General features: G+C 50.4%; 20 protein-coding genes. 4 read left to right on the forward strand and 16 right to left on the reverse strand.

Annotated elements, in window-relative coordinates:
- Window positions 1-51 precede the first annotated feature (51 nt).
- The 6 genes from A6U95_RS26460 to A6U95_RS26485 all read right to left on the reverse strand — a co-directional run bounded on the left by A6U95_RS26460 (window position 52) and on the right by A6U95_RS26485 (window position 6,235).
- A complete protein-coding gene (locus A6U95_RS26460) occupies window positions 52-564 on the reverse strand; it encodes a fimbrial protein (RefSeq protein ID WP_065686647.1) in 513 nt (170 codons plus the stop codon).
- Between the two features lie 29 nt (window positions 565-593).
- Complete coding sequence (locus A6U95_RS26465; protein WP_074423408.1) at window positions 594-1,115, reverse strand: fimbrial protein; 522 nt, start codon at window positions 1,113-1,115, stop codon at window positions 594-596.
- 81 nt (window positions 1,116-1,196) lie between these two features.
- On the reverse strand, window positions 1,197-2,291 hold the full coding sequence (locus A6U95_RS26470; RefSeq protein WP_065686648.1) for a hypothetical protein: 1,095 nt from the start codon (window positions 2,289-2,291) through the stop codon (window positions 1,197-1,199).
- Window positions 2,282-4,846, reverse strand: a complete 2,565-nt coding sequence (locus A6U95_RS26475) for a fimbria/pilus outer membrane usher protein (RefSeq protein ID WP_083196468.1) — start codon at window positions 4,844-4,846, stop codon at window positions 2,282-2,284. Before A6U95_RS26475 ends, A6U95_RS26470 begins: the two co-directional genes overlap by 10 nt.
- Window positions 4,847-4,924: 78 nt before the next feature.
- A complete protein-coding gene (locus A6U95_RS26480) occupies window positions 4,925-5,602 on the reverse strand; it encodes a molecular chaperone (protein WP_065686649.1) in 678 nt (225 codons plus the stop codon).
- A 102-nt stretch (window positions 5,603-5,704) separates the two neighbouring features.
- Window positions 5,705-6,235, reverse strand: coding sequence for a fimbrial protein (locus A6U95_RS26485; protein ID WP_065686650.1), 531 nt, complete (start codon window positions 6,233-6,235; stop codon window positions 5,705-5,707).
- Window positions 6,236-6,840: 605 nt separating this feature from the next.
- On the opposite strand from A6U95_RS26485, the gene A6U95_RS26490 reads away from it, so the two are divergent.
- The 3 genes from A6U95_RS26490 to A6U95_RS26500 all read left to right on the forward strand — a co-directional run bounded on the left by A6U95_RS26490 (window position 6,841) and on the right by A6U95_RS26500 (window position 8,442).
- The gene (locus A6U95_RS26490) at window positions 6,841-7,479 is read left to right on the forward strand and encodes a LysE family transporter (protein ID WP_065686651.1); all 639 of its coding nucleotides are present in this window, start codon (window positions 6,841-6,843) and stop codon (window positions 7,477-7,479) included.
- Between the two features lie 125 nt (window positions 7,480-7,604).
- Window positions 7,605-7,907, forward strand: coding sequence for a metalloregulator ArsR/SmtB family transcription factor (locus A6U95_RS26495; protein ID WP_024530946.1), 303 nt, complete (start codon window positions 7,605-7,607; stop codon window positions 7,905-7,907).
- Between the two features lie 7 nt (window positions 7,908-7,914).
- Entirely contained in the window at window positions 7,915-8,442 is a 528-nt protein-coding gene (locus A6U95_RS26500; RefSeq protein ID WP_065686652.1) for a rhodanese family protein, read from the forward strand.
- A 51-nt stretch (window positions 8,443-8,493) separates the two neighbouring features.
- On the opposite strand, the gene A6U95_RS26505 is transcribed toward A6U95_RS26500, so the two are convergent.
- Window positions 8,494-8,949, reverse strand: a complete 456-nt coding sequence (locus A6U95_RS26505; protein WP_065686653.1) for a GNAT family N-acetyltransferase — start codon at window positions 8,947-8,949, stop codon at window positions 8,494-8,496.
- 123 nt (window positions 8,950-9,072) lie between these two features.
- Here A6U95_RS26505 and A6U95_RS26510 point away from each other — a divergent pair, with 123 nt between their 5' ends.
- Window positions 9,073-9,810, forward strand: coding sequence for a class I SAM-dependent methyltransferase (locus A6U95_RS26510; RefSeq protein WP_065686654.1), 738 nt, complete (start codon window positions 9,073-9,075; stop codon window positions 9,808-9,810).
- Between the two features lie 135 nt (window positions 9,811-9,945).
- Here A6U95_RS26510 and A6U95_RS31325 read toward each other — a convergent pair whose 3' ends face one another.
- The 9 genes from A6U95_RS31325 to A6U95_RS26555 form a co-directional block, all read right to left on the reverse strand.
- Window positions 9,946-12,321: a hypothetical protein gene (locus tag A6U95_RS31325; RefSeq protein WP_065686655.1), complete on the reverse strand. Its 2,376-nt coding sequence runs from the start codon at window positions 12,319-12,321 to the stop codon at window positions 9,946-9,948.
- A gap of 41 nt (window positions 12,322-12,362) precedes the next feature.
- On the reverse strand, window positions 12,363-18,041 hold the full coding sequence (locus A6U95_RS26520; protein WP_065686656.1) for a DUF1983 domain-containing protein: 5,679 nt from the start codon (window positions 18,039-18,041) through the stop codon (window positions 12,363-12,365).
- A gap of 59 nt (window positions 18,042-18,100) precedes the next feature.
- Window positions 18,101-18,724, reverse strand: a complete 624-nt coding sequence (locus A6U95_RS26525) for a tail assembly protein (protein ID WP_065686657.1) — start codon at window positions 18,722-18,724, stop codon at window positions 18,101-18,103.
- The gene (locus A6U95_RS26530; protein ID WP_065686658.1) at window positions 18,721-19,431 is read right to left on the reverse strand and encodes a C40 family peptidase; all 711 of its coding nucleotides are present in this window, start codon (window positions 19,429-19,431) and stop codon (window positions 18,721-18,723) included. Before A6U95_RS26530 ends, A6U95_RS26525 begins: the two co-directional genes overlap by 4 nt.
- A 2-nt stretch (window positions 19,432-19,433) precedes the next feature.
- Entirely contained in the window at window positions 19,434-20,186 is a 753-nt protein-coding gene (locus tag A6U95_RS26535; RefSeq protein WP_059201583.1) for a phage minor tail protein L, read from the reverse strand.
- Window positions 20,187-20,194: 8 nt separating this feature from the next.
- Complete coding sequence (locus A6U95_RS26540; protein WP_024486957.1) at window positions 20,195-20,536, reverse strand: phage tail protein; 342 nt, start codon at window positions 20,534-20,536, stop codon at window positions 20,195-20,197.
- Between the two features lie 283 nt (window positions 20,537-20,819).
- Complete coding sequence (locus A6U95_RS26545) at window positions 20,820-23,495, reverse strand: phage tail tape measure protein (RefSeq protein ID WP_065686659.1); 2,676 nt, start codon at window positions 23,493-23,495, stop codon at window positions 20,820-20,822.
- Window positions 23,496-23,552: 57 nt separating this feature from the next.
- Window positions 23,553-23,744 carry a DUF1799 domain-containing protein gene (locus tag A6U95_RS26550; protein WP_024530935.1) on the reverse strand — a complete coding sequence of 64 codons (192 nt, stop codon included), beginning with the start codon at window positions 23,742-23,744 and terminating at the stop codon, window positions 23,553-23,555.
- Window positions 23,745-23,854: 110 nt separating this feature from the next.
- Window positions 23,855-24,208, reverse strand: a complete 354-nt coding sequence (locus tag A6U95_RS26555) for a phage tail assembly chaperone (RefSeq protein ID WP_024530934.1) — start codon at window positions 24,206-24,208, stop codon at window positions 23,855-23,857.
- Between the last annotated feature and the right edge of the window lie 59 nt (window positions 24,209-24,267).

Raw genomic sequence — 24,267 nt, forward strand, 5'->3', positions numbered from 1 at the left:
TATTCAATAAAATATCATTTCTATTTGGCTCACTCCCTGAGCAGGCAACACTTATTGGTAGGTAAAGTTCATTACCAAAACGCTACTCAGGGTACCTGCTACAGTATCGCCATTGACGCTATAGATCCGCCCCGCCAGGGCATATATCGCCTCATGTTGGGCATCAACATTAATCGTCATACGACTGCCGTTTCCCTGCACCAGCGCTTTATTTGCATCTTGTACCACCTGCACGGCGACATTCTTTGCCGTGCCGCTATTGGCAAACAAATCCGCACCATCAGTTGACGGGGAGCCCGAGAAGGTGACCGTCACCTTGCTGGTTGAAAGCGGGCAGTGAGTCAGTTTTACGGTAAAAGGTTTCCAGTCGGTGGCGGTTCCCGCCTCTTTTAAATCGGTGCTACGCAACTGGCCGAAATCGACGTCCTGACTGACAGACCCACTGTCAACATTACACGCGCTGGCCACCACATTACCGGCGATGTTGATGTTGGTGGCCTGCACAGCCCAACTCATTGAGCTAGCGACCATTATCAGCAGGGTATTTTTTATCAGTGCGTTCATTCAGGCCACTCCTTGTGAACAACATGGCTTTAGTTATAGGTGAAGTTGGCCTGTACCACGGCGCTGATATTGCCAGGCATAACACTACCCGCAACTGAATAGGCACGGGCATTCAATGCATAGGTCACGGTTCTATCTGGTTGAACGGCCTGCGTTAACGTACTGCCGTTACCCAGGATGGTCCCTGTGCCTTGTTGTGAAAGCTCCACGGCGAGATTAGTGGCTGTTCCGGTATTTTTATACCTGGTTGGTGCAGTTGTCTCTGGGGCCCCGGAGAAACTGACCTTGACGCTACTCGTTCCCGAAGGGCACCCCGTTAACGATAAAGTAAATGGTGTTAGTGTTGAACCCGAACCTCCTGCTGACAAATCAGAAGCCTGAATATTCCTGCCTAAATCAACATTAAGATTACTGTCATTATTATTAACGATACAAGGCGCGGCAACCACTACCCCAGTAATGTTGATATTTATCGGAGCAGCCTGTGCAACATTAATGGATAAAACCAGGCCTAAAAGTACAAAAAAAGGCTGTGTCATTAATTTTTTCATCACTATACGTTTATCTCTCTAAGTTTAGGTGTAAATATTTATGTAAAAAATGGAGTAACAAAACTCTGTGAGGCCTTACTATTAGTTATAAAAAACAGTAATCGTAATCGAAGAGTTAAATACTCCAACATTAGCAAAGCCTCTAATCCATGATAGCTCCGCAAGGTATGGAATATCTACAGAGTTATCCACAGTCAGATCAGCAAAGCTATTAATGTCTCCATATTGAACATAGGAGTTGGTGATCATATTTTTAACCTTCACACCCAGGCCATTCCCCATATCCAAAGTATCCGTGCCAACTTTAGTGGCTGGCGAACTATAAACAGCTGTTAGCTTAAAGGGTGAATTACAATCTTTTGTCACTGTAGCTTTAAAAGCATTCGACTTAGCAAGCTGGCCAACCTGTACATTTGTTGGTGCTACGATAGTGCCAAAATCTATATTATTTGGCGTTACAGACACCATCGCATTACAGTTAATAAACTTAATGTTATTCATACCTGTAATATTATATCTAAAGTTCGAGTTCGGCGTCGTATTTAGACCACCAACACCATCTATCTGAAAAACAGGAAGGTAATCACTCCCACCATAATGATCACCTATCAAGTCCCCCACTTTTGAAATGTACACATAATAGTTCCAAGTAAAGGTGACCGATGCATTATCTCTACACCAGTCTGAAGACTGGTCGCAATAAGGAACAATAACACCTGGTACTTGGGTACGATAGTTATTTATATCGATAGTCTGGCCATTAGCGACGATCCCTACAGTTATTCCATAGCCACTTTGAAAGTAATAGCCAGGGTTTGGGTAGGTATATACGTTTTCTGCTGCCGCCTCTGTCGGTCCATTCCACCCCTGATCTTTCCAGCATTTAACCGTCATGGTCCTATTTTCAGAACGCCAAATCACTGTGCCATTGGGCAACGTCTGTGGAACAGTCGCAGTGATAATATTATCGGTTAAAAAAGCACTGCCATCAGATGCATTTTTACAGGCTAGAGCATAGGCATGACTTGATGTAAATAACCCAACAATTAATAGAAAAAGAAGTTTAAACACCGCTCCACAAAGGTTTATTTTAAACTTTATCTCACTCATTTTCATTACTTTACTCCAGAATTCCATAACGGAAATCCGCATCGATTGATATTGAATCAATGACATACTCCATTCATTGTCTTAATACCAAAATCGGTTGATTGCGTTGTCAAAGAGTACTTCACCTGACACTGCTGCGAAGCCTCATTGCCCCATTTAGCGATTAATACCCCACTGTCCGCCAACCCTGTCAGATAGACCTGCCCACCGTCTCCAACAATAAACGCCTGGGTGTTTTTCTGTTGCGGATCAGAGACTGTCGCACCAAACGGCAGTGGTTCTCCACCCTGGTGTAATAATGTCATCATTACACGCTGCCCCACGTTGGCATTAAAGCTGGCTCGCACGACCGCACCACGAGTGGGAACCGTATTCTGAGTCGTCAAGGTCAGCTCCACATCCGCTGGCAACGTTTCAGTATTTAACTGCACCTGATTTTTACGGTAGGGTGACGCGTAAGGCACGATGGCATAGCCATGCCAGTCGGTTTTAACCCCAGTCTGGTTGCTGACGCCGACGCCAACGGCCCCGGGAGCCTGAACTAGCGCGATGGTTTCACCTAGGGGCTGTCCCAGCGTTACGCCATTTTCATGCACCACGACACCACCCTGTAGGCCATAATTCAGCCGCTGGCTGTTTTGGTCATAAGCATAGCCACCGTTAATTTCACCATAGGTCCCGCGATAATCAGCATTCAGGTTACCGCTGTTGCCAACACCCTGGCTGCCATAACCTTCTTGTACACTCCAACTCAGATTATTATCTGCCAGAGCCGTACCATTTATACCCAGCGTATTGGTCGTATTTCCGTTCTTACTGGTATTCATGTTGTGAGTGACATAGGTATTTTTCAGCCAGCGAGATAGGGGCACGCTGACATTGAAGGCGAACAACTGGTCGCGATCGTAGATCCGCTCATTACTATCGCCATTGGCGACGTAACTACGATTCACCGTCGAGTTCTCGTTGTAACTGTAATTGAGACCGTAACTAATACCATTCCAGCTATTGTTGTAACCCACACCAATAGACTTCATATTGCGGTCACTGTTCCAGTAATCTTCACGCACCAAACTTATCGACAACGATCCAGCGTTATTCCATAAACTCTGATTCATGGTTAGCTCGGCGCGGTTGCGCCGGCGCTCAATCAGCGAACTGCTGTTCCCGCTATGGTAAGTATCAAGTACTTCCTGCAAGCTGTAGTAACCTGCCGTAGAATAGCGGTAACCAGCTATCGCGAAGTTGGTCCCAGTTTGAATAAAGTTCTTACTGTAACGTGCACGCCACGACTGGCCACTATCTTTCGGCTGATCCTTCATCGTAGACCAGGCCTGGCTGACATCCACGGAAAGCGCACCAACACTACCAAGGTTTTTCCCTACCCCCATTGCTAGCGATTGGTATTTGCTGGCAAACTGACCACCGCCGTAACCCGTAAAACCAAACGGCAGACCATAAATGGCGGTCCCCTGGCTAAAGACGGTTTTATCCACATCGCTGTCGTATGAGCGATATTGCCCATTGGTCAGGGAAAACTTCAAACGCCCTTCGCGCTGCAACACCGGCAAAGAAGCATAAGGAACCACCAGTTGTTGTTCGCTGCCATCAGCCTCTTTAATCGTGACATATAAATCACCGCTACCACCGGTCGGGTACATATCGGTGATTTCAAACGCGCCGGGTGCAACATAACTCTGATAGATCACATAACCATTCTGGCGAATGATGACCTGCGCATTGCTCCGAGCAATACCGCGTACTACTGGCGCATAACCCTTCATGCTGTCTGGCATCATATCGTCATCCGAGGCTATCTGCGCCCCACGAAAAGGGATGCTGTCGAACACGTCTGATGGCGAACTGCTGTCACCCAACGTCAGTTGGCTTTTCAGCGCAACAATATTGCGCTGAGCGTAGGTATAAACCGTATCCCACTTATCCTGACCGTCGCTACTGCGGTTGTAAGTGGAATAATTTCGCAACCGCCAGGGGCCAAAATTTATCCCAGGACGCAGGTTGACAAATTGACTGTCGCTATCCTGCACCGTGTTGTTGCGTGCATAGTTGCTGGCCCCTGTCATGCTGTAATTCAACAGGGCTGCCGATATCCCTTCGTCCCACAGTTCAGGGGGTACATAACCTCGTGCAGCCTGCGATACCGCCGCCTGAGGAATGCTGATCAATAATTGCTGTGCATTGAAGCGTAACTCGGTGCTGGCCTGTGGGATCGCACTCAAATCAGCACACTCCGTCTCGCCTAAACCAGGAAAAAGCTTGGTTTTTACTCCCATCTCAGCTAAAGCCTGGGCGCTCAGGCACGGCTGCAGGCTTTTTTGACCAGGCTGCAGTTTAAAGGTCACATCGCGGGTATCAACCTTGTCATTGTTCAGATAGATATCAACATGGTAAGTGCCTGGAGCCTGGCTCCCACTTTCTTCATACACCGACAGGTCTGTTTTACCCTGCTGTGGGTTATCGACCTGTAACAGTTCAGGATTAAAGTAGTCACGTGCCATGACGCTATAAGAAAGACCGCTAGTTAACAGGGTAATCAACCAGGCCAGTTGGCTGAGACGCGGGGTCTTGCGCCTTATTTTATTGTGTCGTGTGCTGTTCATCCGTTACTGCTCCAAAACCTCTAGGCCTGATGATTGTTCTGTTCCCACTTTCCTGAGAGAACACTTGCTGGTTCGTAATTACTGCCCGCTGGTATGGAGCGCGCCGACTCCACCGTAGTCACTAATGATTTTCCAACCCACGCTGCCGTTGGTAGCACCGGCAGGCAAGGCAAAACTGGCGCTGCTCATTGGCGCAACATAGGTCGCACTCGCCACCTCTTTACCCGCCAATGTCACCTGCTGAAAGTTCATATAAAAAGGGGTAGGGTTCGTCACCACTAGCTGATTACCGTTGCGCTGCCATTTAAGGTTTTGTGTGACTTCTTCAGGGACCCCTTTCAAACCTTGAGGGCGGAAAATCAACTTAAGACGCGTTTTTACCGCCACCTGTAAGGTATTCCTGCCTTCTTTTTTCTCTGAAGACGGGATGGATTTAATGTTTATCCAGTAAAGGGATTCCTTATCACTGGCCAGATTGCCCCCGGCACGTATTACTCGCAGAATATTTTGCTGCCCGCCGTCAAGACGAAACAGAGGAGGGGTGATCATAAAGGGGGCTTTCTCAGCGCCACCGTCAGTGACATCAACCCAGGACTGGATCAAATAAGGCACTTTATCCGGATTATTGACGCTCAGTGAAGACTCCTTTTTCGCTCCGTCATATATCAGCCTTGTTCCACCAATAATAACCCCGGCCTGTGCTGTTGATGCAGTCACAAATAAAACAGCAGTCAATTCGGTTGATAAATATTTCATATTATAGGTCCACGTAAAATTAAGAAGAGCGGATCAACGGAATTAACCGCTGATCCGATCTGGATATTCATCACCGTGAGTTAAATACTCTGGCGAAAAATATTAGTTGTAGATAACAGAGAAGCTAGCTACAGAGTTTGCCGGGCCCGCAGTAATGTCATCATCAGTAGTTGCGATGTAACGTGCTACGAAGTCCAGGTTGTTCACTGTGCTGCCAGCAACCAGTGTGTATGAAGTTGAAGCAGTAAATAACGGCAGAACTGCATTTGATGCATCAGACAGCTGAATGCCAACACCGGTAGCAACGCCAGACTCTTGAGTCAGTTGCAGTACGTTGTTGTCGCCACCTTCTGCAGTACCATCAAACTTGACCGCGGCTTTAGTCACAGAATCCGGGCAGTTTTTCAGTTGCAGGGTGAATTTAGTTGCTGCAGCAGTAGAACCCGCACCGGTAAAGGCCGTTTTAGCCACTTGACCCAAGGTCACGTCCAGCGGGTTGCTTACGTTGTTGACCACTTCGCAAGCGGAATCGATGATTTCACCTTTGAAGTGAACCTCACCATCAGCAGCCATTGCAGAAGCAGCAGACAGAGTTGAAACGGTAACGATAGCAGCAATAAGATTCTTTTTCATAACAATATTCCTTAGTAAAAAAATGTTCGCCGATAAATGAAAAACAATCTCACTGCCTACTTTGAAAGTGGGTAGTCATTCACTCAGCTTTTCCATAGTTAATGTTTGTTTACAGCCTATCCCAGTAAGATACCCTCTCAGTAATAAATCGAAACTCAATGAGCAAATCACGAGAATCCTATTGTGACCTGCACAAGATGTTTCTTTCATTTCTAAGTATCATCTCATCTGTTGCTGTGTATTATCCATAGCAACAAAAGCATCTCAACCTGTTTTGGGTGCAAATATAGTGCAAAAATCCACTATTGGACTTAAGGGTTTATTTTATATATTTACCCATCATCACTAAAACCTAAACACCAGTAATTATATTAACTTTCAATGTTACATTGATTAGATTGGTAAAAGGATAAAAACGGTGCGGGGTGTCTTAATCTATATAAGATGGGTTGCAATACGACTTAAACCAGGAGATTTGATTGTTGTTTCCAGAAGACGTCCATCAACGCTAATCGAGGAGCTGCGACATAGATGTGATGCGATTCGCATCGCCGGTGCAGGACTAGCCATATCATTGGCGTTTGAGCGCAGAAAGGATAGCCGAGATGGAACCACTACATGCAATCACCCTGACGATCGGCCTGTTTGTATTAACGTTTTTCAACCCCGGCGCCAATCTGTTCGTTGTGGTGCAAACCAGTCTTGCCTCCGGTAGCCGCGCTGGCATGCTGACCGGGCTTGGCGTGGCACTAGGTGACGCCATTTATTCAGGGCTTGGTCTGTTCGGTATGGCAACGCTGATCACGCAATGCGAGGGGATCTTCTCGTTCATCAAGGTCGTCGGCGGGTTATATCTCCTTTGGTTTGCCTATAAGAGTATGAATAAACAGGCAGAGCCACACTCCCATGCGCTGCAACAACCGCTCAGTGCGCCTTGGTATATCTTCTTCCGCCGGGGCCTGATCACCGATCTCTCTAATCCGCAGACGGTGCTGTTTTTCATCAGTATCTTCTCCGTAACCCTGAGCCCCAATACGCCCACCTGGGCCAAACTGAGTGCCTGGCTGGGAATAGTGCTCAGTTCGGTTATCTGGCGCGTTTTTCTCAGCCAGGCATTCTCCTTGCCAGCGGTACGGCGCACCTATGCCAGCATGCAACGGATAGCCAGCCGAGCGATCGGTGTGGTGATCGGGGCTTTCGCCATTAAGCTGATTTACGAAGGCCTCACGCGCCGCTCCCTATAGCCGCTATATATCTAATGCTGTAATGAGCTCAAGTGTGAGCCTTTGTTTGCCGCTTGAAAAAACACGTGCATTTTCCCGCCAACTACTTTAGTGTTTACTAAATTTAGCAAATACTAAAGTAATTAATGACTGACGAAAACGCCTCGCTGCTTGCCAGCGCCAATGCCGCCGCGACGTTGCTCAAAGCCATGAGCAACCCACGCCGCCTGTTGATCCTTTGTATGCTGGTTGATGCTCCAGGCACCAGTGCCGGTGAGTTAGCACTGGCTACCGGGCTTAGCCCATCAGCGACATCACAGCATCTAGCCAAGATGCGCGAGGAAGGGCTGATTGAAAGCACCCGCGATCGGCAGCGCATCAACTACTCGATTAAAAATAGCGCCGTGCAGCAGGTCATCAGCACGCTAAAAGCCATCTATTGCCCCTGAGGACACCATGAACATAGAAACGATAACTGCCCAGCAAGCGAAAAAATTTATCATGCAGGGAGCGCAGCTGCTGGATATTCGCGGAATGGATGAATATGCCCACGAGCATATTGCCCAAGCCAGCTTGCTATCGCTGCCTGATATTGAGAAAGGTGGGAAACCGCAGGCGGTTAACGAGGAGAATGTTGTGATTTTTCACTGTCAGTCTGGCCGCCGTACGGCAGAAAACGCAGCGCTATTGGCAGGAGCCGCAACACCTGCCAAGGTTTACCTGCTCGAAGGCGGTATCAACGGCTGGAAGCAACAGGGATTGCCTATCGTGAAGGGTAAGAACCAGCCGCTTCCCATCATGCGACAGGTGCAGATTGCTGCTGGCTCACTTATTCTGGCTGGGACAATCTTGGGGTATGTCATATCTCCCCTGTTCTTCCTCTTGTCCGGCTTTGTAGGTGCTGGGTTGCTATTTGCTGGCATCAGCGGATTTTGCGGGATGGCGACGCTGTTGGTTAAAATGCCTTGGAACCAGCCCAAATAGCGAGATGCTCAACCGTGGGGGCGCCGCTGCGCCCGTTTAACCGCTACGCCACTAGGCAAGATCCAACGAATAAACCCGTGACGACTCGCCCCACGGGTGGTAGCCAAGCCCATCAAAGCTGAAACCCAATTTCTCGTAATAACCCACATGATCGGTACACAGATGCAAACAGGGAAATCCCAGCTCGCTTGCGGCCTTGGCTACGTGGTTGACCAACAATGCGCCGCAACCTTGCCCACGATAATGCTCATCGACGTACAACGCACATAGCCACGGATACAGTTCCATGCGGCTGATAAAGTCATTGGTAATCAGACCCGCGCAACCCACAACGGTTTCCCCATCCAGCAACAAATACCACTGCGGCAGCGGATTTACCGCCTCGATACAACGGGTTATCGAGTCTTGATACAGCATCATGGTCTCTGGCGATGCCCACTGTCGCTGGAAATAATCGATAGCCACATCGCGATAGGCTGGCTCCTGACGCACCGAAATAATTTTCACCCAAACTCCTGATTTATTATGTGGTGGCTACATTATGCCCTATTTTTGTTGGCAGTCTGTTTGCTGAACGAATACCATTAACGCGCCGCGCTGTTATGCGGTTTATTAAATACAGGAGACGTTATGTCGCAAAATATCTATGACAATCAAACCTTCTTCGACGGCTATGCGCAACTCAGCCGTTCAGTACAGGGTTTAGATGGTGCGCCGGAATGGCCAACCATCCGCAGCATCCTGCCCGATTTACAGGGCAAAAAGGTGGTCGATCTTGGCTGTGGCTACGGCTGGTTCTGCCGCAGCGCTCGTGAGCAAGGTGCAGCCCAGGTACTGGGAATGGATCTTTCAGAGAAGATGTTGGGCAAGGCGAAAGAGATGACCGAAGATCTGGCGATTGAATACCGCCAGCAGGATCTGGAAGCGCTACAACTACCAGCAGCCAGCTTTGATTTGGTCTATAGCTCGCTGACGCTGCACTATATCGAAGACCTCGGAAAGCTGTTCGCAACCGTTTATCAGGCATTGGTGAATGGTGGGGAGTTTATTTTTACCGCCGAGCACCCGATTTATACTGCGCCAAAGCATCAGGGCTGGTTAGTGGATGAGGCAGGGCAAAAATCCTGGCCGATCAATGGCTACCAGCAAGAAGGGCAACGTATTTCCAACTGGCTGGCGGAAGGAGTGATCAAGCAGCACCGTATGCTGGGCACCTATATCAATTTGTTAGTCCAGCAAGGGTTTACCATCCGCTACCTGAACGAGTGGGGTCCTTCGGCTCAACAGATTGCCGACAACCCAGCACTGGATGAAGAAAAAGAACGCCCGATGATCTTTATCCTGGCGGTACAAAAACCCGCTGCGTAATTGCTGTTAGTTTCGTAAACATCTTTAGAACATCCAATATTGGGGAGGCTGCCTCCCCCCAATACTTTCCAAGCTTATTCACAGCAAACGGTTCTGGGCAACTGCAGGACAACACCGTTTCACTGCCGGTACAACTTACTCGCTCGCCATTTCGCCTTCGTGGCTTTCAGGCTCTGGCTCACTCTGAACTTCCTCAACCGGCGGCATCTCCAAGCGCAGATCGATCCAGCGCCCTTCAGGAATATCCATCGGCTCCCCGGCAACGATTGCAGCGGTATCAATATCAAAGCGGCGTTTGCTGACCTTGACCGTGATCGTGCCGTCTTCAGCCGCTTCGGTAGCGACAAAGCACAGGCGGTTACCGTTGACGTCTTGTGGGACTTCAATGTTCCAACCTTCCAGCGCGAAACCTAGCGAACCCGTCACTTTGTATACGCCAACCGAGACTCGCTCAGCGGTAACGCCCGCAGCCTCGCCATTCACCGCCGCCAGCCCTGACAAGGTAAAGCCATCTAGGTATTCGTCGGGCATTTTCTCTGGGTTACTGGAGAGACGCGCGATCGGTGAGGCTTTTTTCAGGAAGCCGTTGGCGTCTACGGTGGTGTTAAAATCTGTCCAAGTGCGCTTTTCAGATGCAATTGTGTAACCCGATGGCCTAGTTGGTCTCCATACTAAATCTACATCAGTTGTAACACCATTCATCGTTCCGGTTTCGACGTTGCCAATAAGAGAAACTCTTGGGCAATTGTATCCGTTTCCAGAAACCCACAACTCCCACATGGATGTATCAGAATTATATACAGCACCGCAATGAATATCATTAGCACTAGAATTAGCAGAGGTCGAACCTAATTTTATGTGATGAAGCCCATTAGCAGCAAGTGCTGTAGTCGTTGCTCCTCTTGCACAGAAGTAAATATAGGAGATATCCATCCCCAATTCACCATACTGTCGACCTTGTGTCACCATGAACACCATTCCACGATTGCCAGTCGTAGTAATGCTTTGCTCCGCAATTTTGCAATAGCGCTCACCATTACCTGTAGATGGAATTAAAGGCGCAACAATTTGGGCAACAGACTCATCTGTTACAATTTTCTTCCAAGGGCTCCAATTTCCTAACGGCTCGCGAATTCTCGTTTGAAGGTTTACTGCAGAGGTCCCTTGCTCCCATAGAAGCTGATATCTTGAACCGCCATCAAAACCTGAATTTATTCCGGCCCATGCAGCCGTACCAGGTGAATTTTTCGTACCACTAGGAATTCGTACAAACTGATTTGTGCCAACTGCATTTGGATCGCTAACCGTAGGCGCGGTTGTCCCACCAATACCATGATCACCAACTTTTAGGACTGCAGAGGTACCAACATACATATTATTTAGAACGTGTGCCGTACCTGTTCTAGCATTTACATAGAAAACTGGAGAACCACGTGTCACACCCGCAGCGGTGATATTATCCGGGCATGTAGGAACAACGGCAAACCCATACCACGTCCCAATATTTATATTATTAGGGTTAGCAAACTGAGCTGTATCAGCACCTCTAAACATAACCGGCAAATTTGCAACATCAGGAACTGCAGCAGGAGTCGTATAAGCCATATTAAAAGTTAGCGTTTTGGGGATATTTAATTGACCATCAGCCTGACCAATTAAACTGTGCTGCTGCCCCCCCCAACGAAGTGTCATTTGGCCAGTAGAGGTCGAGTTATAAAAGGCGCCTTTTTCTACACCGTCTGCTCCTTTAAAACGAATTATAACATTCCCGCCCTCAGTGTTTGCCTGCATAACCTGATCGTTATATGACGTTAACCCCCCCATTGTTGTAAAGAAGCCTGCTGGGCTTAGTTTTGCTGATAGATTTGTTGCTGTACCATTTGAATTCCAGAAGTTCCATCCACCTGTGCCGCCTCCCTTGTGGTTTATAAAATCAGTAGCAGCAGCATAACCACTATTCGCACTAGAAGGATCTCGGTTCCAAGATACCCAAGCCCCTTGAGTTGTTGGAGTAAACTCAGGCGTTGTTGTCGACGCAAGGCGAGTCGGTTTAGACATTAACACCGAACTCGCAATACTCTGGTCAAGAGTCGATGACCTAGAAACATAATCCGCCTGAACCTTCGCCAACGTCGGCACCGTTAGTTTTGTACCATCATCTTTGGTAAAGGTCATATCCCCTGAGCCAGTGAACCAGCTCACCGTATCATTGCGACTCCCCTGGAAGAAGGTGAGCATCGCGGCAAAGCGAGCGGAGAACTGGCTGATATCACCTTCATAAGTGGTGATAATCGCATAGCTCTGCCCGCTGGCCGTTGAACCGGAATAGTTGCTATTAAGGGTTAGTGAGGTATTGCTATTCACCTGTTTAACTTCATACAGCTTATTGTCCGGTGCCAACAAAATCATGCCTGGCATCACGCCAAACTTGGCATCGGCCCACGCGGTGCCGGTACCGGTTACGGTGGCGTTATTAGCGATTAAATTGATCGTACCTGTTTTGTACCACATAGAATTACTCTCCATAAGTATTACGGTATTTTTACTGAATACTAGAACTTAAAGTTAATAGATGAAGGGTTTGTTTTAAAAATAGATAACATTTTTTTATTTATTTTGTAAGACAACCACCCGTGAATAACTTGACGAAACTCAATCACAATAGGAATATCAGCTTCACCTGGATAGATGGGTATTGGAACGATATTAGACAATGTATCCCCCGTTTTCATGCCATCAAACCTTTCCTTGTAGGCACTAATACCATTTTTATAAACTTCGATCTCTAACCATGAACTACCATTAAAATTATTGACGGAGGTAATAAAAACCCCAAGATCTAAAATGCACATCATATTATAACGATAGCGTCCGTAAAGCTGTAACTCACGGTCAAAATAAAAATAACCACCCTTTGAGTTATTTTCATAAGATATTGTCGGAATCACTGCCGAGTTTGAGATTTCACCATCTATACGCTCGGCATAGACTGTTCCTTTTACAGTACAGTTTTCATTTATCACTACATTATTAAACGTTCCAGATGAAGCCTCGATATGCCCACGAACAGAAACCTGATTAAACTGAGCGTTCCCGTCAGACTTATTGATAGCCCAGCCCTGCCTTCCATCAATGAAGTTATCAGAGCCTATCCAACCCGTTATTTTTGCATTAGTAATCGTCCCATCAGCAATAAACGCCGAGTTAATAAACGTCTGGCCATTTTGCACCGCGAAGGGAACAGACACATTGCCCTCATCTTTGGTCACCAAGGCAAATCGATCGGCCCGCACCAGGAATTGCCGGTTCCCCGCGTCATCAACCCCCAATGCCAAACCAGCAACGCTGCTTTCCCCCTTCTTACTGGTTTCAACTTTTACCGACCAGGTTGCGGAAACCTTGCCATCCAAGGTCGCCTGCGCAGAACTCACCTGCTGGACTGCCGCCTTGTTATCCCCCACCGCCGTATTCAATAACTTGATATCGTTGGCCGTTGCTGATTGGTTATCGGTCACGGTTTTCGACAGTGAGGTAATCGCCGAAGTATTGTCACCGGTAGCGGATTGCAAAGCGCCAATTTGCTGAGCCGTCGCGCTATTGCTATCGGTCAGCGTTTGGCTCAAAGCGGTTACCGAGGCCTCATTCGCCCCTGTTCGGCTGGTCAGGTCGTTAATCAGCTTGGCCTGGGCGCTGTCCGTATCCACCAGCACCTGCAGTTGCTGATTGAGTTGGGCATTGTTGTCCCCCACGGTGCCCGCCAGCGCTGTCACCTGCTGGGATAACGCCTTGTCAGCTTCCGCACGCACCGTCTGTTCCGTCATCAAGCGCGCATCAACATCACCAAAGCTTGCCCGTAATTCGGTGATCTGCTGCGCCTGGGCGTGCTGATCGTCCGCCATTACGTTCTGCTGGGTCTTGATCGATGCGGTGACCACGTCATTGCTGATAACGTCTTCCACCTGCTTTAACGACTGCTCGATATCCGCCTTGGCAATGGCTTCAAGCGAGCTGCTGAGCGAGGCCTGCGAACCCGCCGAATCGCTTTGTGCCTGCTTCAACTCGCCGATCGCCGCGCTGTTTTCGCCAGAGGTCGCCGTTAATGAACCAATCTGCTCCGCCATGGCAGAGTCTTGATTGGCCAACGTCTGCAGCCGATCGTTAATGGCCGCCGTGTTTTGCCCAACGGTAGAATCTAGCGAACTCAATTGCCGGGATAACGCTTCATCCGCCGTGGTCCGCGCTTGCGATTCAGCGGCGATCGCCGCTTTATTTTCGCCACTGGCTGCCCCTAGACCGGTAATTAACGACGCTTGAGCACTTTCGCTATCCACCAGCGCCTGCAAACGCTGATTCACCTCGGCCTGATTACTGCCGACATCTGCGCTCAAATGGTCAAAGCGTTGTGACAACGCGCCAGTCTCGCTGGCCCTGGTGGTGATCTCCTGTTGCAACTGCGCAGACACATCACCAAAGTTCGCATCCAACTGCGTGATCTGCTGGGCCTGCGCCTGCTGCCGATCGGCGAAAACGGTTTGCGCCGTGGTTAACCGGGCGCTGCTCTCGTCCAGACGTTGAACATCGCTGTCCTGTTTAAGCGCCTGTTCGATATTCGCCTTGGCCGTAGCTTCCAAAGCCTGTTGCAGGCTGGCAGTGCTGCTTTCGGCTTCGGTTTGCGCGATGCCAAGGCGGGTGATGGCCGCCGTGTTTTCCTGGCTGGTCGCCTGGATCACGTCAACCCGTTGGCTCAGCGCCCCATCGGCATCGGCACGGGATTTCGCCTCTGCCTGGATAGCCGCAGTGTTGCTACCCGTGCTGGCCTGCAAACCGGAAATCTGCTGGGCCTGAGCCGAGTCTGTTGCCGCCAGCGTTTTCAGCTGTTGGGTCACCTCCGCCCGGTTATCGCTAAACTCAGAAGTCAGCCCGCTGAGCTGCTGGCCCTGCGTTTTCTGCTGATCGGCCAGCGCTTCGGTTTTCTGCGTAACCTGCGAGTTAACCTTGTCCTGTTCCGTCTTGTTGCTGCCGATTGCCTTGGCGTTGGCGGAAACGTTGGACTCGACCTTCGCCAAAGCAGAATCGGCATCGGCCTGCGCCTGCTCCAGCTTGATAATCAAACCCTGCTGATTATCCGCCGTGGCTTTCACCAAGCTGATATCCTTGGCTAACGCCCCATCGGCATCCACACGCGCCGCTTTCTCCTGCGCGATTTGTGCGGCGTTCCCTTCGGCTTTGGCAATCACCACGTCTAGCTTGCTGGCCAGTTGCTGATCATCATCCTGTAATTGAGTGATCTGCGAAGCGACCTGGGCCATTGCCGCGTTGGTGCCACCGGTAAGGGCATCGACCTTGGCCTGCAGTTCAGCATCTGCACGCGTCAAGCTGGCTCGGGTACTGTCAATTTCCCCGCGCGCATCCTTGATATCGCTATTCAGTGCCTCCTGGGCCTGGGAGAGTTTTTGGCGGTTATGCTCGATGGTCAGGCTGTTTTCGATGGCAGCTTTGCCCAGCTGCATCAAATCCTGTTGCAGCACGTCGACAGCATTGCTCAGATCGGCATTCCGGCCTGCAAGCTCGGCATTAACCTTGTTCAGCGCTGCTTGCAGGGTATCAACATCCCCTTGCAGCGCATCCCTGTTCGCCTCGATATCGGCCTGCGCCTGGGCGATCTTCTCGGCAAGATCCTGCACGTTCTGATCCGAAGGCAGGCTGTTGATTTTCTCCAACAGATCTTTGCCCAGTTCGGTCTCGGTAATGCTTTGTGCGATCTGCGCCAGCACCACGTCCGCGCTGTCCGAAGCCATCCCGCGTACAAACTCGCTCCAGTCGGACTGGTTGCCGGTTTTGTCGGTAAAGGCCGCGCGGAAGTAAAGCACTTGCCCGGCACGTAGGCCTTGCATGTCATAGCGATGCTGCGGATAAGGCACATCGGCCAGTAAGCGTTCATCGGCGAAATCTGCCCGGCTGGCTACCATCAGGGTGGTTTTCAGGCCGTCGGCAGAGTTCTGGCCAAATCGCCAGGAAAGCTGGATGCCAAACACCACATCTTTGGTTGCCGCCAACGAGACAATATTGGGTGGCGAGCCCGCTTTGCCTGCCAGATAACTCGGCTCGGCGTGCCCCCACTGCGAGGAAACACCCACCGCATTCACCGCTCGTACTCGCACATCGTAGTTACCGGCATAAATGCCGTTAACGTCAAACCCGAGCGAAGGCGTCGCCCCCACATTTACCCAGTTGCCATTATCTTTACGCCACTGGGCTTCATAGGTCACCGCGCCAGCAACGGCCCGCCACTGCACCCGCATTGAGGCAACGTTAATCCCCTGGCTGACATAGTCGTAGCGCGAGAGAGTGATATTCGCCGGAGCAGGCATCGCTCCTGGTGGCGTCACAGTGATTGGCGGCGCATCCAGGTGGATGCCGTTATCGATAAAGGCGTATTTATCCGGATCGTGCTCAACGGCGTTAATGGCGAAGGTGCCATCATCGTTGGACTGGACCGACACCACGCGGAACTGCTGGATCGCCAGGCTATCGGAATCGATACTCCAGACCGCTTCAGGCTCTGGTTGCTGGCGGAACGGGGCGGTCAGCGTCACCGTAAGCTTGTCCGCCGCGATACTGGCGATGGTGCGAGCCTGCGCCGTGCCGTCTGGCAGATTGACGATCAGGCGATCGCCTTTGCCGAACGCTACTTCACGATCCAGCACCACCACGCGATCCTGCGCGGAATGGATGCGCCCACCGTTGGTCTTGCCTGCCAGCATGGCATCCGCAATGCCGATGATCCGAGCTGGCAGCGGGATATTGCCGTCCAACCCGACGGTAAAGCTGACGGTACGATCTTTGGCGTTACTCAGGATCGCCCAGCGCCCACGGCGGTGAGCCTCGGTGCGCCGCGTACAGCCAATGGCGGTGATTTCAGTCTGGTTAACGCCGTAGCGCTTCACCAGTTCGTTATCGTAAGCCGCTTCCACCGCGTCGGCATAATGGTTGGCCGGATCGCCCCATTTCACCAGCGCAGAGGTATAGCGATTCTTGTAAGAACCCGACGCATAGGCAAATTCACCACCGATGACGTTGGCCCGCGAATAAACGAAATCCACATCGCGCGGCATATCCGCGTAGGCAAACAGCTGGTCGTTGCCCCAGTAGGTGATACCGCGGAAGATGGCGGCGATATCCCGCAATACGGTGTAGGCATCCTGCTGCGACTGGATATACACGTCGCACAGGAAACGCGGCTCTTTACCGCCGCCCCCCAAACCATCATCAATCAGCTCATCGCAATACTGCGCGATGCTGTACAGCCCCCATTTGTCGATCTCGGCGGCGGTTACCCGGTTGCCTAAGCCGTAATTCTTGTCCAGCGCGATATCGTAAAACACCCAGGCAGGGTTGTTGCTCCAGGCCCATTTAAAGCTGCCATCCCAATTGCCGTTGTAGGTCCGCGCCAACGGATTGTAGTTGGCCGGCACACGGATGATTTTGCCCTTCGGCTTGAGCGTAATTTTCGGCACTGAACTGAACTGCTGGGCATCGAACTCGATAAACAGCAAGGCGGTGTTGGGATAGCGGAACTTGGCGTCTACGATTTCGGTGTAGGTCTGGATCTGGGTAGTATTTACCAGCTTGCTGCTGGTTGAGTCCGGGGTGATGCGCTTGATGCGCAGCGTCCAACTGGTGGTTGCCTTAGGTAGATTAATCCGGTGATCGCGCTCGTACAGGCTGGTGGTTTTGCCCTTTAGCGTACCGGTGACCACGGTTTTATAGGCTCCGCCGTCAGTGGAAAGCTCGATCAGATATTCCACCAGCGAACCGTTCATATCGCCGTTATCTTCCTGCTGGAACAGCGCCGGGAAGCCCATGCGTATGCGCAGCGCGTCGATATCGGTTCGGGTGAAGGTTTTGGTCCAGACGTTAGTGGTGGTCAGCTTAACGTTGACCGGGGTTTCAGACTCTACATCCGGCATGCCCTGGATATAATCCTGAGTCTGGGTGCCGTTACGCACCTCCCACTTCAGGCCGGTAAAGTTTTCACTGCCATCAGGGTTATGTACCGGGGTGCCGTCGAGCAGGATGCGGGTGCCGTCTAACTCACCGGCAATTTCCCCTTCAGACAGCGCCAGCAGGATTTTGATTTTAGCGTTGGACTGCAAATCATCGGGAGCTTCAACCGGCGTATGCGCCGATCCACCACCGCCCTTGCGCCCATGAATAGTTAACTTTGTCATATTGCGCCCATAAAAAAAGGCCGCGAATGCGACCTGTAGAAAAATGCCCTAAAAGGGCGTTATTGCTGATTTTCGGCGTAAATACCGGCAGAAATCACCGCGCCACCGATTTCCCGTTCGCCGTAAAGCACCGGCACTGGGTAGCCCTGCGCCGTGGTGTTGACCGGTGAACCAAAGGCATAGGAAGGTTTGTTTTCCACCGATTGTGAAGAGGACATGCCGAAATCCGGCTGTGGCGTCATCAGTTGCATGACACCGCCCAGCACCATCGAAGCTCCCATCATGGTTAAACCGGTTACCGCTGCAGCGCCAGCTGCCAGTTGTGTCCCCCATAATGCCATCGTTCCACCTGCGGTGAAGAATGCCCCCACCAGAGCCGCCACCCCAATCACAATCTGGAACATCCCGGCATTTTTACTCCCGGCAATCACCGGCATAATGCGGATATCGGCGCTGCCTTTAGAGGTAGCAAACTCGGCCAGGCCGATATTCTGCGAGCCATTGAAGAAGGCAAACTGCACGCCGTCCTTATGGGCATTCATCATAAAGCTCTCAAATCCGGGCAAGGTGATACACAGCGCCCGCAGTGCTTCGCGAGTATCCGCCACCACCAGTCGATGGGTCTTACCGAACTTTTTACCCAGTTGGCCACCCAACCGGATCAGTCTTGTTGTTTGCATCATAGAAGCTCCTTCCTGCGGACTACGCGTACCGTCCGCTCCTGAAAATATCCGCTGTAGGGATAACGCTGGCTCAGTTGGCCGAACAGGTGATGCAGCATCATGCCGTCCCCCAGATAGATACCCGCGTGGTTGGTAACCGGGGCTGAAACCTGCATCATGATCATGTCGCCCGCGCGCATCGGCCCCTGAAATTCTCGGAACCCTTCGGCGTACCAGTGATCGTCATACAGGCGGGTTTTGCCGTCGATCCACCATTCATGTTCTACCGAGTAATCATTCAGCGCGATGCCGTGTTCCTGGCGATAATAATCCCGGATCAATGACCAGCAGTCGGCATGCCCCAACAGCCAGCTGCGCCCAACCAACGGCCGCTCACCACGTGGCACAACTTCGGTGTAATCTCCTTCCGGCCACGAGACGATGCCCCAGACAATGCCCGAGTGATCGCACTGCAGGCGATCCATCTCCGATGGGATCAATACGGGCACATCAGGATGACTGTGAATGATGCGAATGATCTCGCCTTGATCTTCCGCCTGCGCGTATTCCTGAGGGGAAATGACAAAGTTATCCAACGCGTTTTCCGCCACATTGCGGCATGGCAAATAACGCGCCTTACGCCCGTTCTGCACCACAAAACCGCAGGACTCATTGGGATACTCCGTTGCGGCATGCTCACAAATGGCCTGCATGATTTCAGCCTGCATCATTACCTCCCCAACAGGTTGGAGCCAGGGAACCCGCCAAAGGCCAGGGGTTGTGCATCACCGAAGCGTTTTTTACAGGAGGATACCCGGCCACCGCAGACATCCAACGCCGGATCGTCGATCGGTTCATCGTCCTTATCAAAACAGGCCCCGCCGCTGTAATCGCAACCTCTGCCGCTACGGTACCAACCCCGGATGCACCAGGTGCAAAGCCCGTGAATTTGCCGCGAGGGCAGTTGCTGGCCTTGCAGATCGAACGGTGTACAAAGCTGGAACTCCACCACGCTGTTGGTTTCGGTGCTTTTGCTGTCGATGTAGAAAACCTGCACTCGCTCCTGCGAAGCATCAGCCAAAGCGTTCCCCTCGGGGAAGTTGACCGCATCCAGGTATTTGGCAAAGGTGTCATGCACCCGCACTTTCGCCTGCACCATGTCGTTGAAGGTCAGACACAACGAAGACACCAGATTGCTGAGGTTGGCGACGCTGAGCCTGGGCGTTGGTTGTGAACCGTCGCTGGTTGCTGCCAGGCCGGTGATCTCGTAGGGATAGGCCTCATACTCGTTTCCCTGCCACCAGATCGATTTTGGTTTCAGCCGCTGGGCATCGTTGCCCGCCGCCGCGATCTCGGCCTGAGTGTGGGGGATATTGTGCGCATGAAAGCGCATAATGGCCGCGCCAAAAGCGGTGCCATCAATTTCAATCAGCTGGATCAGTTCCCCTGGCGCCAGCTTTTGCACTTCACTGTTAAATGACATGATTGCACCTATACGCCGAAGGCTTGTTCAAAGGCAAAACTCAACGCCTCCACATTGCGCGCAAGCGGCGTGACGGAGATTGAATCCGACTTGACGCGAAATAGCGCTTTCTTGCCGTTGGGCGGCGTCCAGAAAAAGGCGACGAGCACGTGTTGATTTAAAAAGGCCAGCATCGACTGGGTCACGGCCGGATGGCCGGTATAGGCCAACTGCCACTGCTGCACCGCCTGGTTCAGCCCATTGCTGCTGACCTGTTTATAGCCATCGCCAAACTGCGCACTTCTGACGTTATGGACAAAGTTACCGCTAGGCGAGGCCTGGGTTTGCCATTGGAAAGTATCGATAAGCATAAAGACTCCGAGCAGTAATAACCGTCAGTCGCTGGGCCCGAATTACCCCTCACCCTAACCCTCTCCCACAGGGAGAGGGGACAGTACGTGCCACATATTGGATCATGCATTCGTCTTTCCTATCACCCTTGTTACAGGTTACTTATGTACCTGAACACGGCGCCATACCAGCTCCCTCTCCCTGTGGGAGAGGGTTGGGGTGAGGAGAAATAACGATTGAGGAGAAATTAATGGGGCCTAATGCCAGACTGCGGTTGTTACTATTGATGATTGATAAAGAGATTCAGCGGGCCGCTGAGGCATTCCAGATCAGGCCGCCCGGCTTGAGCTCTTTGCCCAAACGTTCGGTGATTGCCTGATTAACAATGCCCTGCACCAGCTTGCCCATGCCGTCACCGGCAGAGGAGCTATTAGCCGCATTCGCGGAGCCGTCATTGTTCATGACCACGGTGCTGTTGACCGTAATGCCGCCCCCCTGCTCTGCCGCCAGGCCGTACATCGGGGCTTTATTTCCGCCCACCAGGCCCCCCTCCGCATAGCCGCGCATCATGGCATAGAGATTGCCCACGCCGATCCGCTGGGTAGCTTCTTTGGTCATCACGAACTCGCCACGGTGTACCACCCCCGCCTGATCGTATTTGCCGCCGTCACCGGTATAACCACCGCTGGATTTCCCTGTGGCAGCAGGAGTAAACGCACCACCAATCCAACCCATAGCTTTTTGCATGACAAAGGCTACCAGCAGTTGGTTAATCACCTGGATAATCATTTTCAGGATTGAGGCAGTAAACTCTTGGAAATTGGCTTTGCCAGTGGTCACCATGCTGGTAAGCATGTCTGATAAACCGCTAAAGGTGGCCTGACCGATATTGGCCATTGAGTCGTACACATTAGTGGCGGAGTCCAGATACTCACTCCAGCCTTTTTGTGCTCCTAGCAGCCAATCCCCGCGTTTTTTATCATCATCAACATAGAATTGATCCTGAGTATCTCTAGCTATATTATATTTCTCTGCACCAGGTCCTGTGGCTTTATCGTCAATACCAAATTTGCCGCCCCCCTCAATGAAAGCATTTTTCAGCTGATTGCGCTCATCAAAGCGAGACTGATCCCGATTACTTAGCCCATACTTCTCCAACTCTTGTACCGAACGGTTTTTCACCGTTCTGGCGTACTGAGCCATATTAAGCTCTAATTCCAAGCCTTGGCGTTTTTCCTGATTAAACTTTTCCTGCTGCTCAGTTTCAAGGATTGCCGTTCTTAACGCCTCTTTACCCTTGAGTATGGATTGTTCCTGCAATGACAGACGGTTTTCCCCACGAAGATGATTTATTTCCCTATCCAGCATCGCTAGACGTTTCCCTCCATCGGTAAGGCTGACAAGCTTATTATCCTGGATCTTGAGTGCATGATTTTCATCATTCAATAAAGCCAACCGCTCTTGCTCTTGTTTGAGTATGCTCGAGGGCTGTTCGTCATAATACCTAGGAGAACTTACAGCTACTGGCGGTTTATTATCAGCATTGATCTGGCCAACTGCTTTTTTACGATCTTCATCACTCCAATCTTTCGGGGCTTTTGCGACCATCTGCCAAAGCTCAGTTAAGGCGATGTTACGTTTTTGTTGCCATGACTGATTTTTGGATAATATATCATTTTGATATTTTAGGGACGCCGTTCTGGCTTCATCAGCTTGCGTTGCATTATTAGCTGATGTCGTAACAACACCATTCAAATCTATAACTTTCTGTATTAATGCTATTTGCGATTTTAAATCATTGATTCTAGCAAGTCCGTTATATCTTCGCTGCTCATAGTCATCTCCACCTAACCCTTCTCCAATCATGCTGGTATAACCATATGAGACCGGTTTTTCTCGTTCAGGTAAAAGTGCCTTTTGTCGATTATCAAGCTCACTCTGTAATTCCGCAAGCTGATTTTCCATTGATACAGGGCGCCCAATATTTTGTAACGCGTCCCACATAGACTTTTTAGCATCATTTACAGCTTTAATCGCTCGTTCTATCAAGCCAAGATTATCTAAAATTTTTCTGCTACGCTGCTGCTCGGCCTCACTGTATACTTTCGCAGCAGCCTCACCAGCTTCCTCCTTGTAACCTCGTTTCTCTAATGACGAAATATACTCGTACTGGGATGAGGTTAAATAATGCATCTGTTTATTTAACTCTACAGAACTTTTAGTCGGACTGTCATAAAGTCTCTGGAAGTTCTTTATGGTTGTATCAACAGATTGGCCAGTTGCTTCCTGCATTGCAGCTGCAGTCTTAGCTACCGTTTCTAGTTGGCTTGCGTTGAATGAACCTGAACCAACTACCTGAGCAAGTATACCTGCAGCAGTATGCTGTGTAATTCCATCACCCGAGATGGCTTTTGCCATTTCTTGTAACTGGGAAGATGATTTACCTGCGTAGTTGCCGGTAAGAATTAACTGTTTGTTAAACTCTTCGGCCTCTTTGGCACCTTGGTAATATGCAGTACCCAGTAATGCTGTAGTGCCCACAGCTACAGCAATCAGAGGTCCCATCCTTCCTAATGGAGCAAGTAATTTCTGCACCTGATCATAGGTATCTACTAGCTGTGAACCTTGGTCCAAAGCCTCTTTCCAACCAAAATCCCCTGAGGGAGAGCCAGAAATGGAAGCTGTATTCGAAGCTTGTCCTTGCATCCCTTCCAGCGCTTGCCGGTACTCCTCTATTGCGGCAGTGCTTCTTTTCAAGTTAATTATAAAAGCATTGGTACTATCTCCTAGCTGAGACAGTTGTCTACCAATATTGCTATAACGGCTGATCTCCTGCATTCCACTGCGTAACGTACGATTCAACATTTCGAATCGACCCGTGGCCACAGAAATGTTGCTTTGCAAATCAACCAGATCTCTATTAGCTCGCTGCAAATCACTGGCATTAACACGCAGCGTCATAGTTGTAATATCTGCCATGCCTTACTCCTGGCTATAACAATAAAGCCAGCTCAAGGCTGGCATCATCGCAGACGATTATTTTTGGTGGATCACCTTAAGCGCTGCGGTTTCCATAATTCGGATGTCATTTAACACGCTTGCTTCATCCTCCACGGCATAAACCCGCATTAACCAGGGAAGGCAATTGTAATCTAACCCCGTAATACCTCCCATACCGGTACGCCATTGGGTTGCCATCGCTTGAAAAAGTTGGAATGCAGGCTGCATATCTGGCCAAACATCGAGAACGGTTGTTTCATAGTCATCGGCAGATAGACCAAATGCAGCCAGTTCTTCACGGGGCGTTTCCGGAGAATAGAAGGCTTCAGCAAGCGCGATTAGTTTTTTTCTCGTACCGCCATCAGCTCTTTGGTATAAGCCGTAGCGATAGCATCAAAAGCACGTGGATAGTTGTCCAGCAAAGTGATTAGACTTTCCTGATTCAACTCATCGGGTAAAGTCCAAGTGGCGCAGATCTCACGTAAGAAGTCGGCCATCGGTAGATTGCTATAGTTGCCAGAGCTCAACTGCTCTTCGCTGGCCTCACGAAGCGCTTTCTCCAGTTTTTCCAATTCACTGCGCTTTTTGTGTTTGAAAGTAAACGTCAATACCCCATCACTGTCACCTGCGCGAGGAATACTGACATCGACTTTAAAGGTTGGATTCGGTGTCAGATTAAATTCGGTCATGATTATCTCTCTATCGTTAAATAATTCGGCAAAAAATCGAGCCCGAAAAATATCGGGCTCGT

The sequence above is a fragment of the Serratia sp. 14-2641 genome, assembly GCF_001692375.1.
In the GTDB taxonomy this organism is placed as follows: domain Bacteria; phylum Pseudomonadota; class Gammaproteobacteria; order Enterobacterales; family Enterobacteriaceae; genus Chania; species Chania fonticola_C.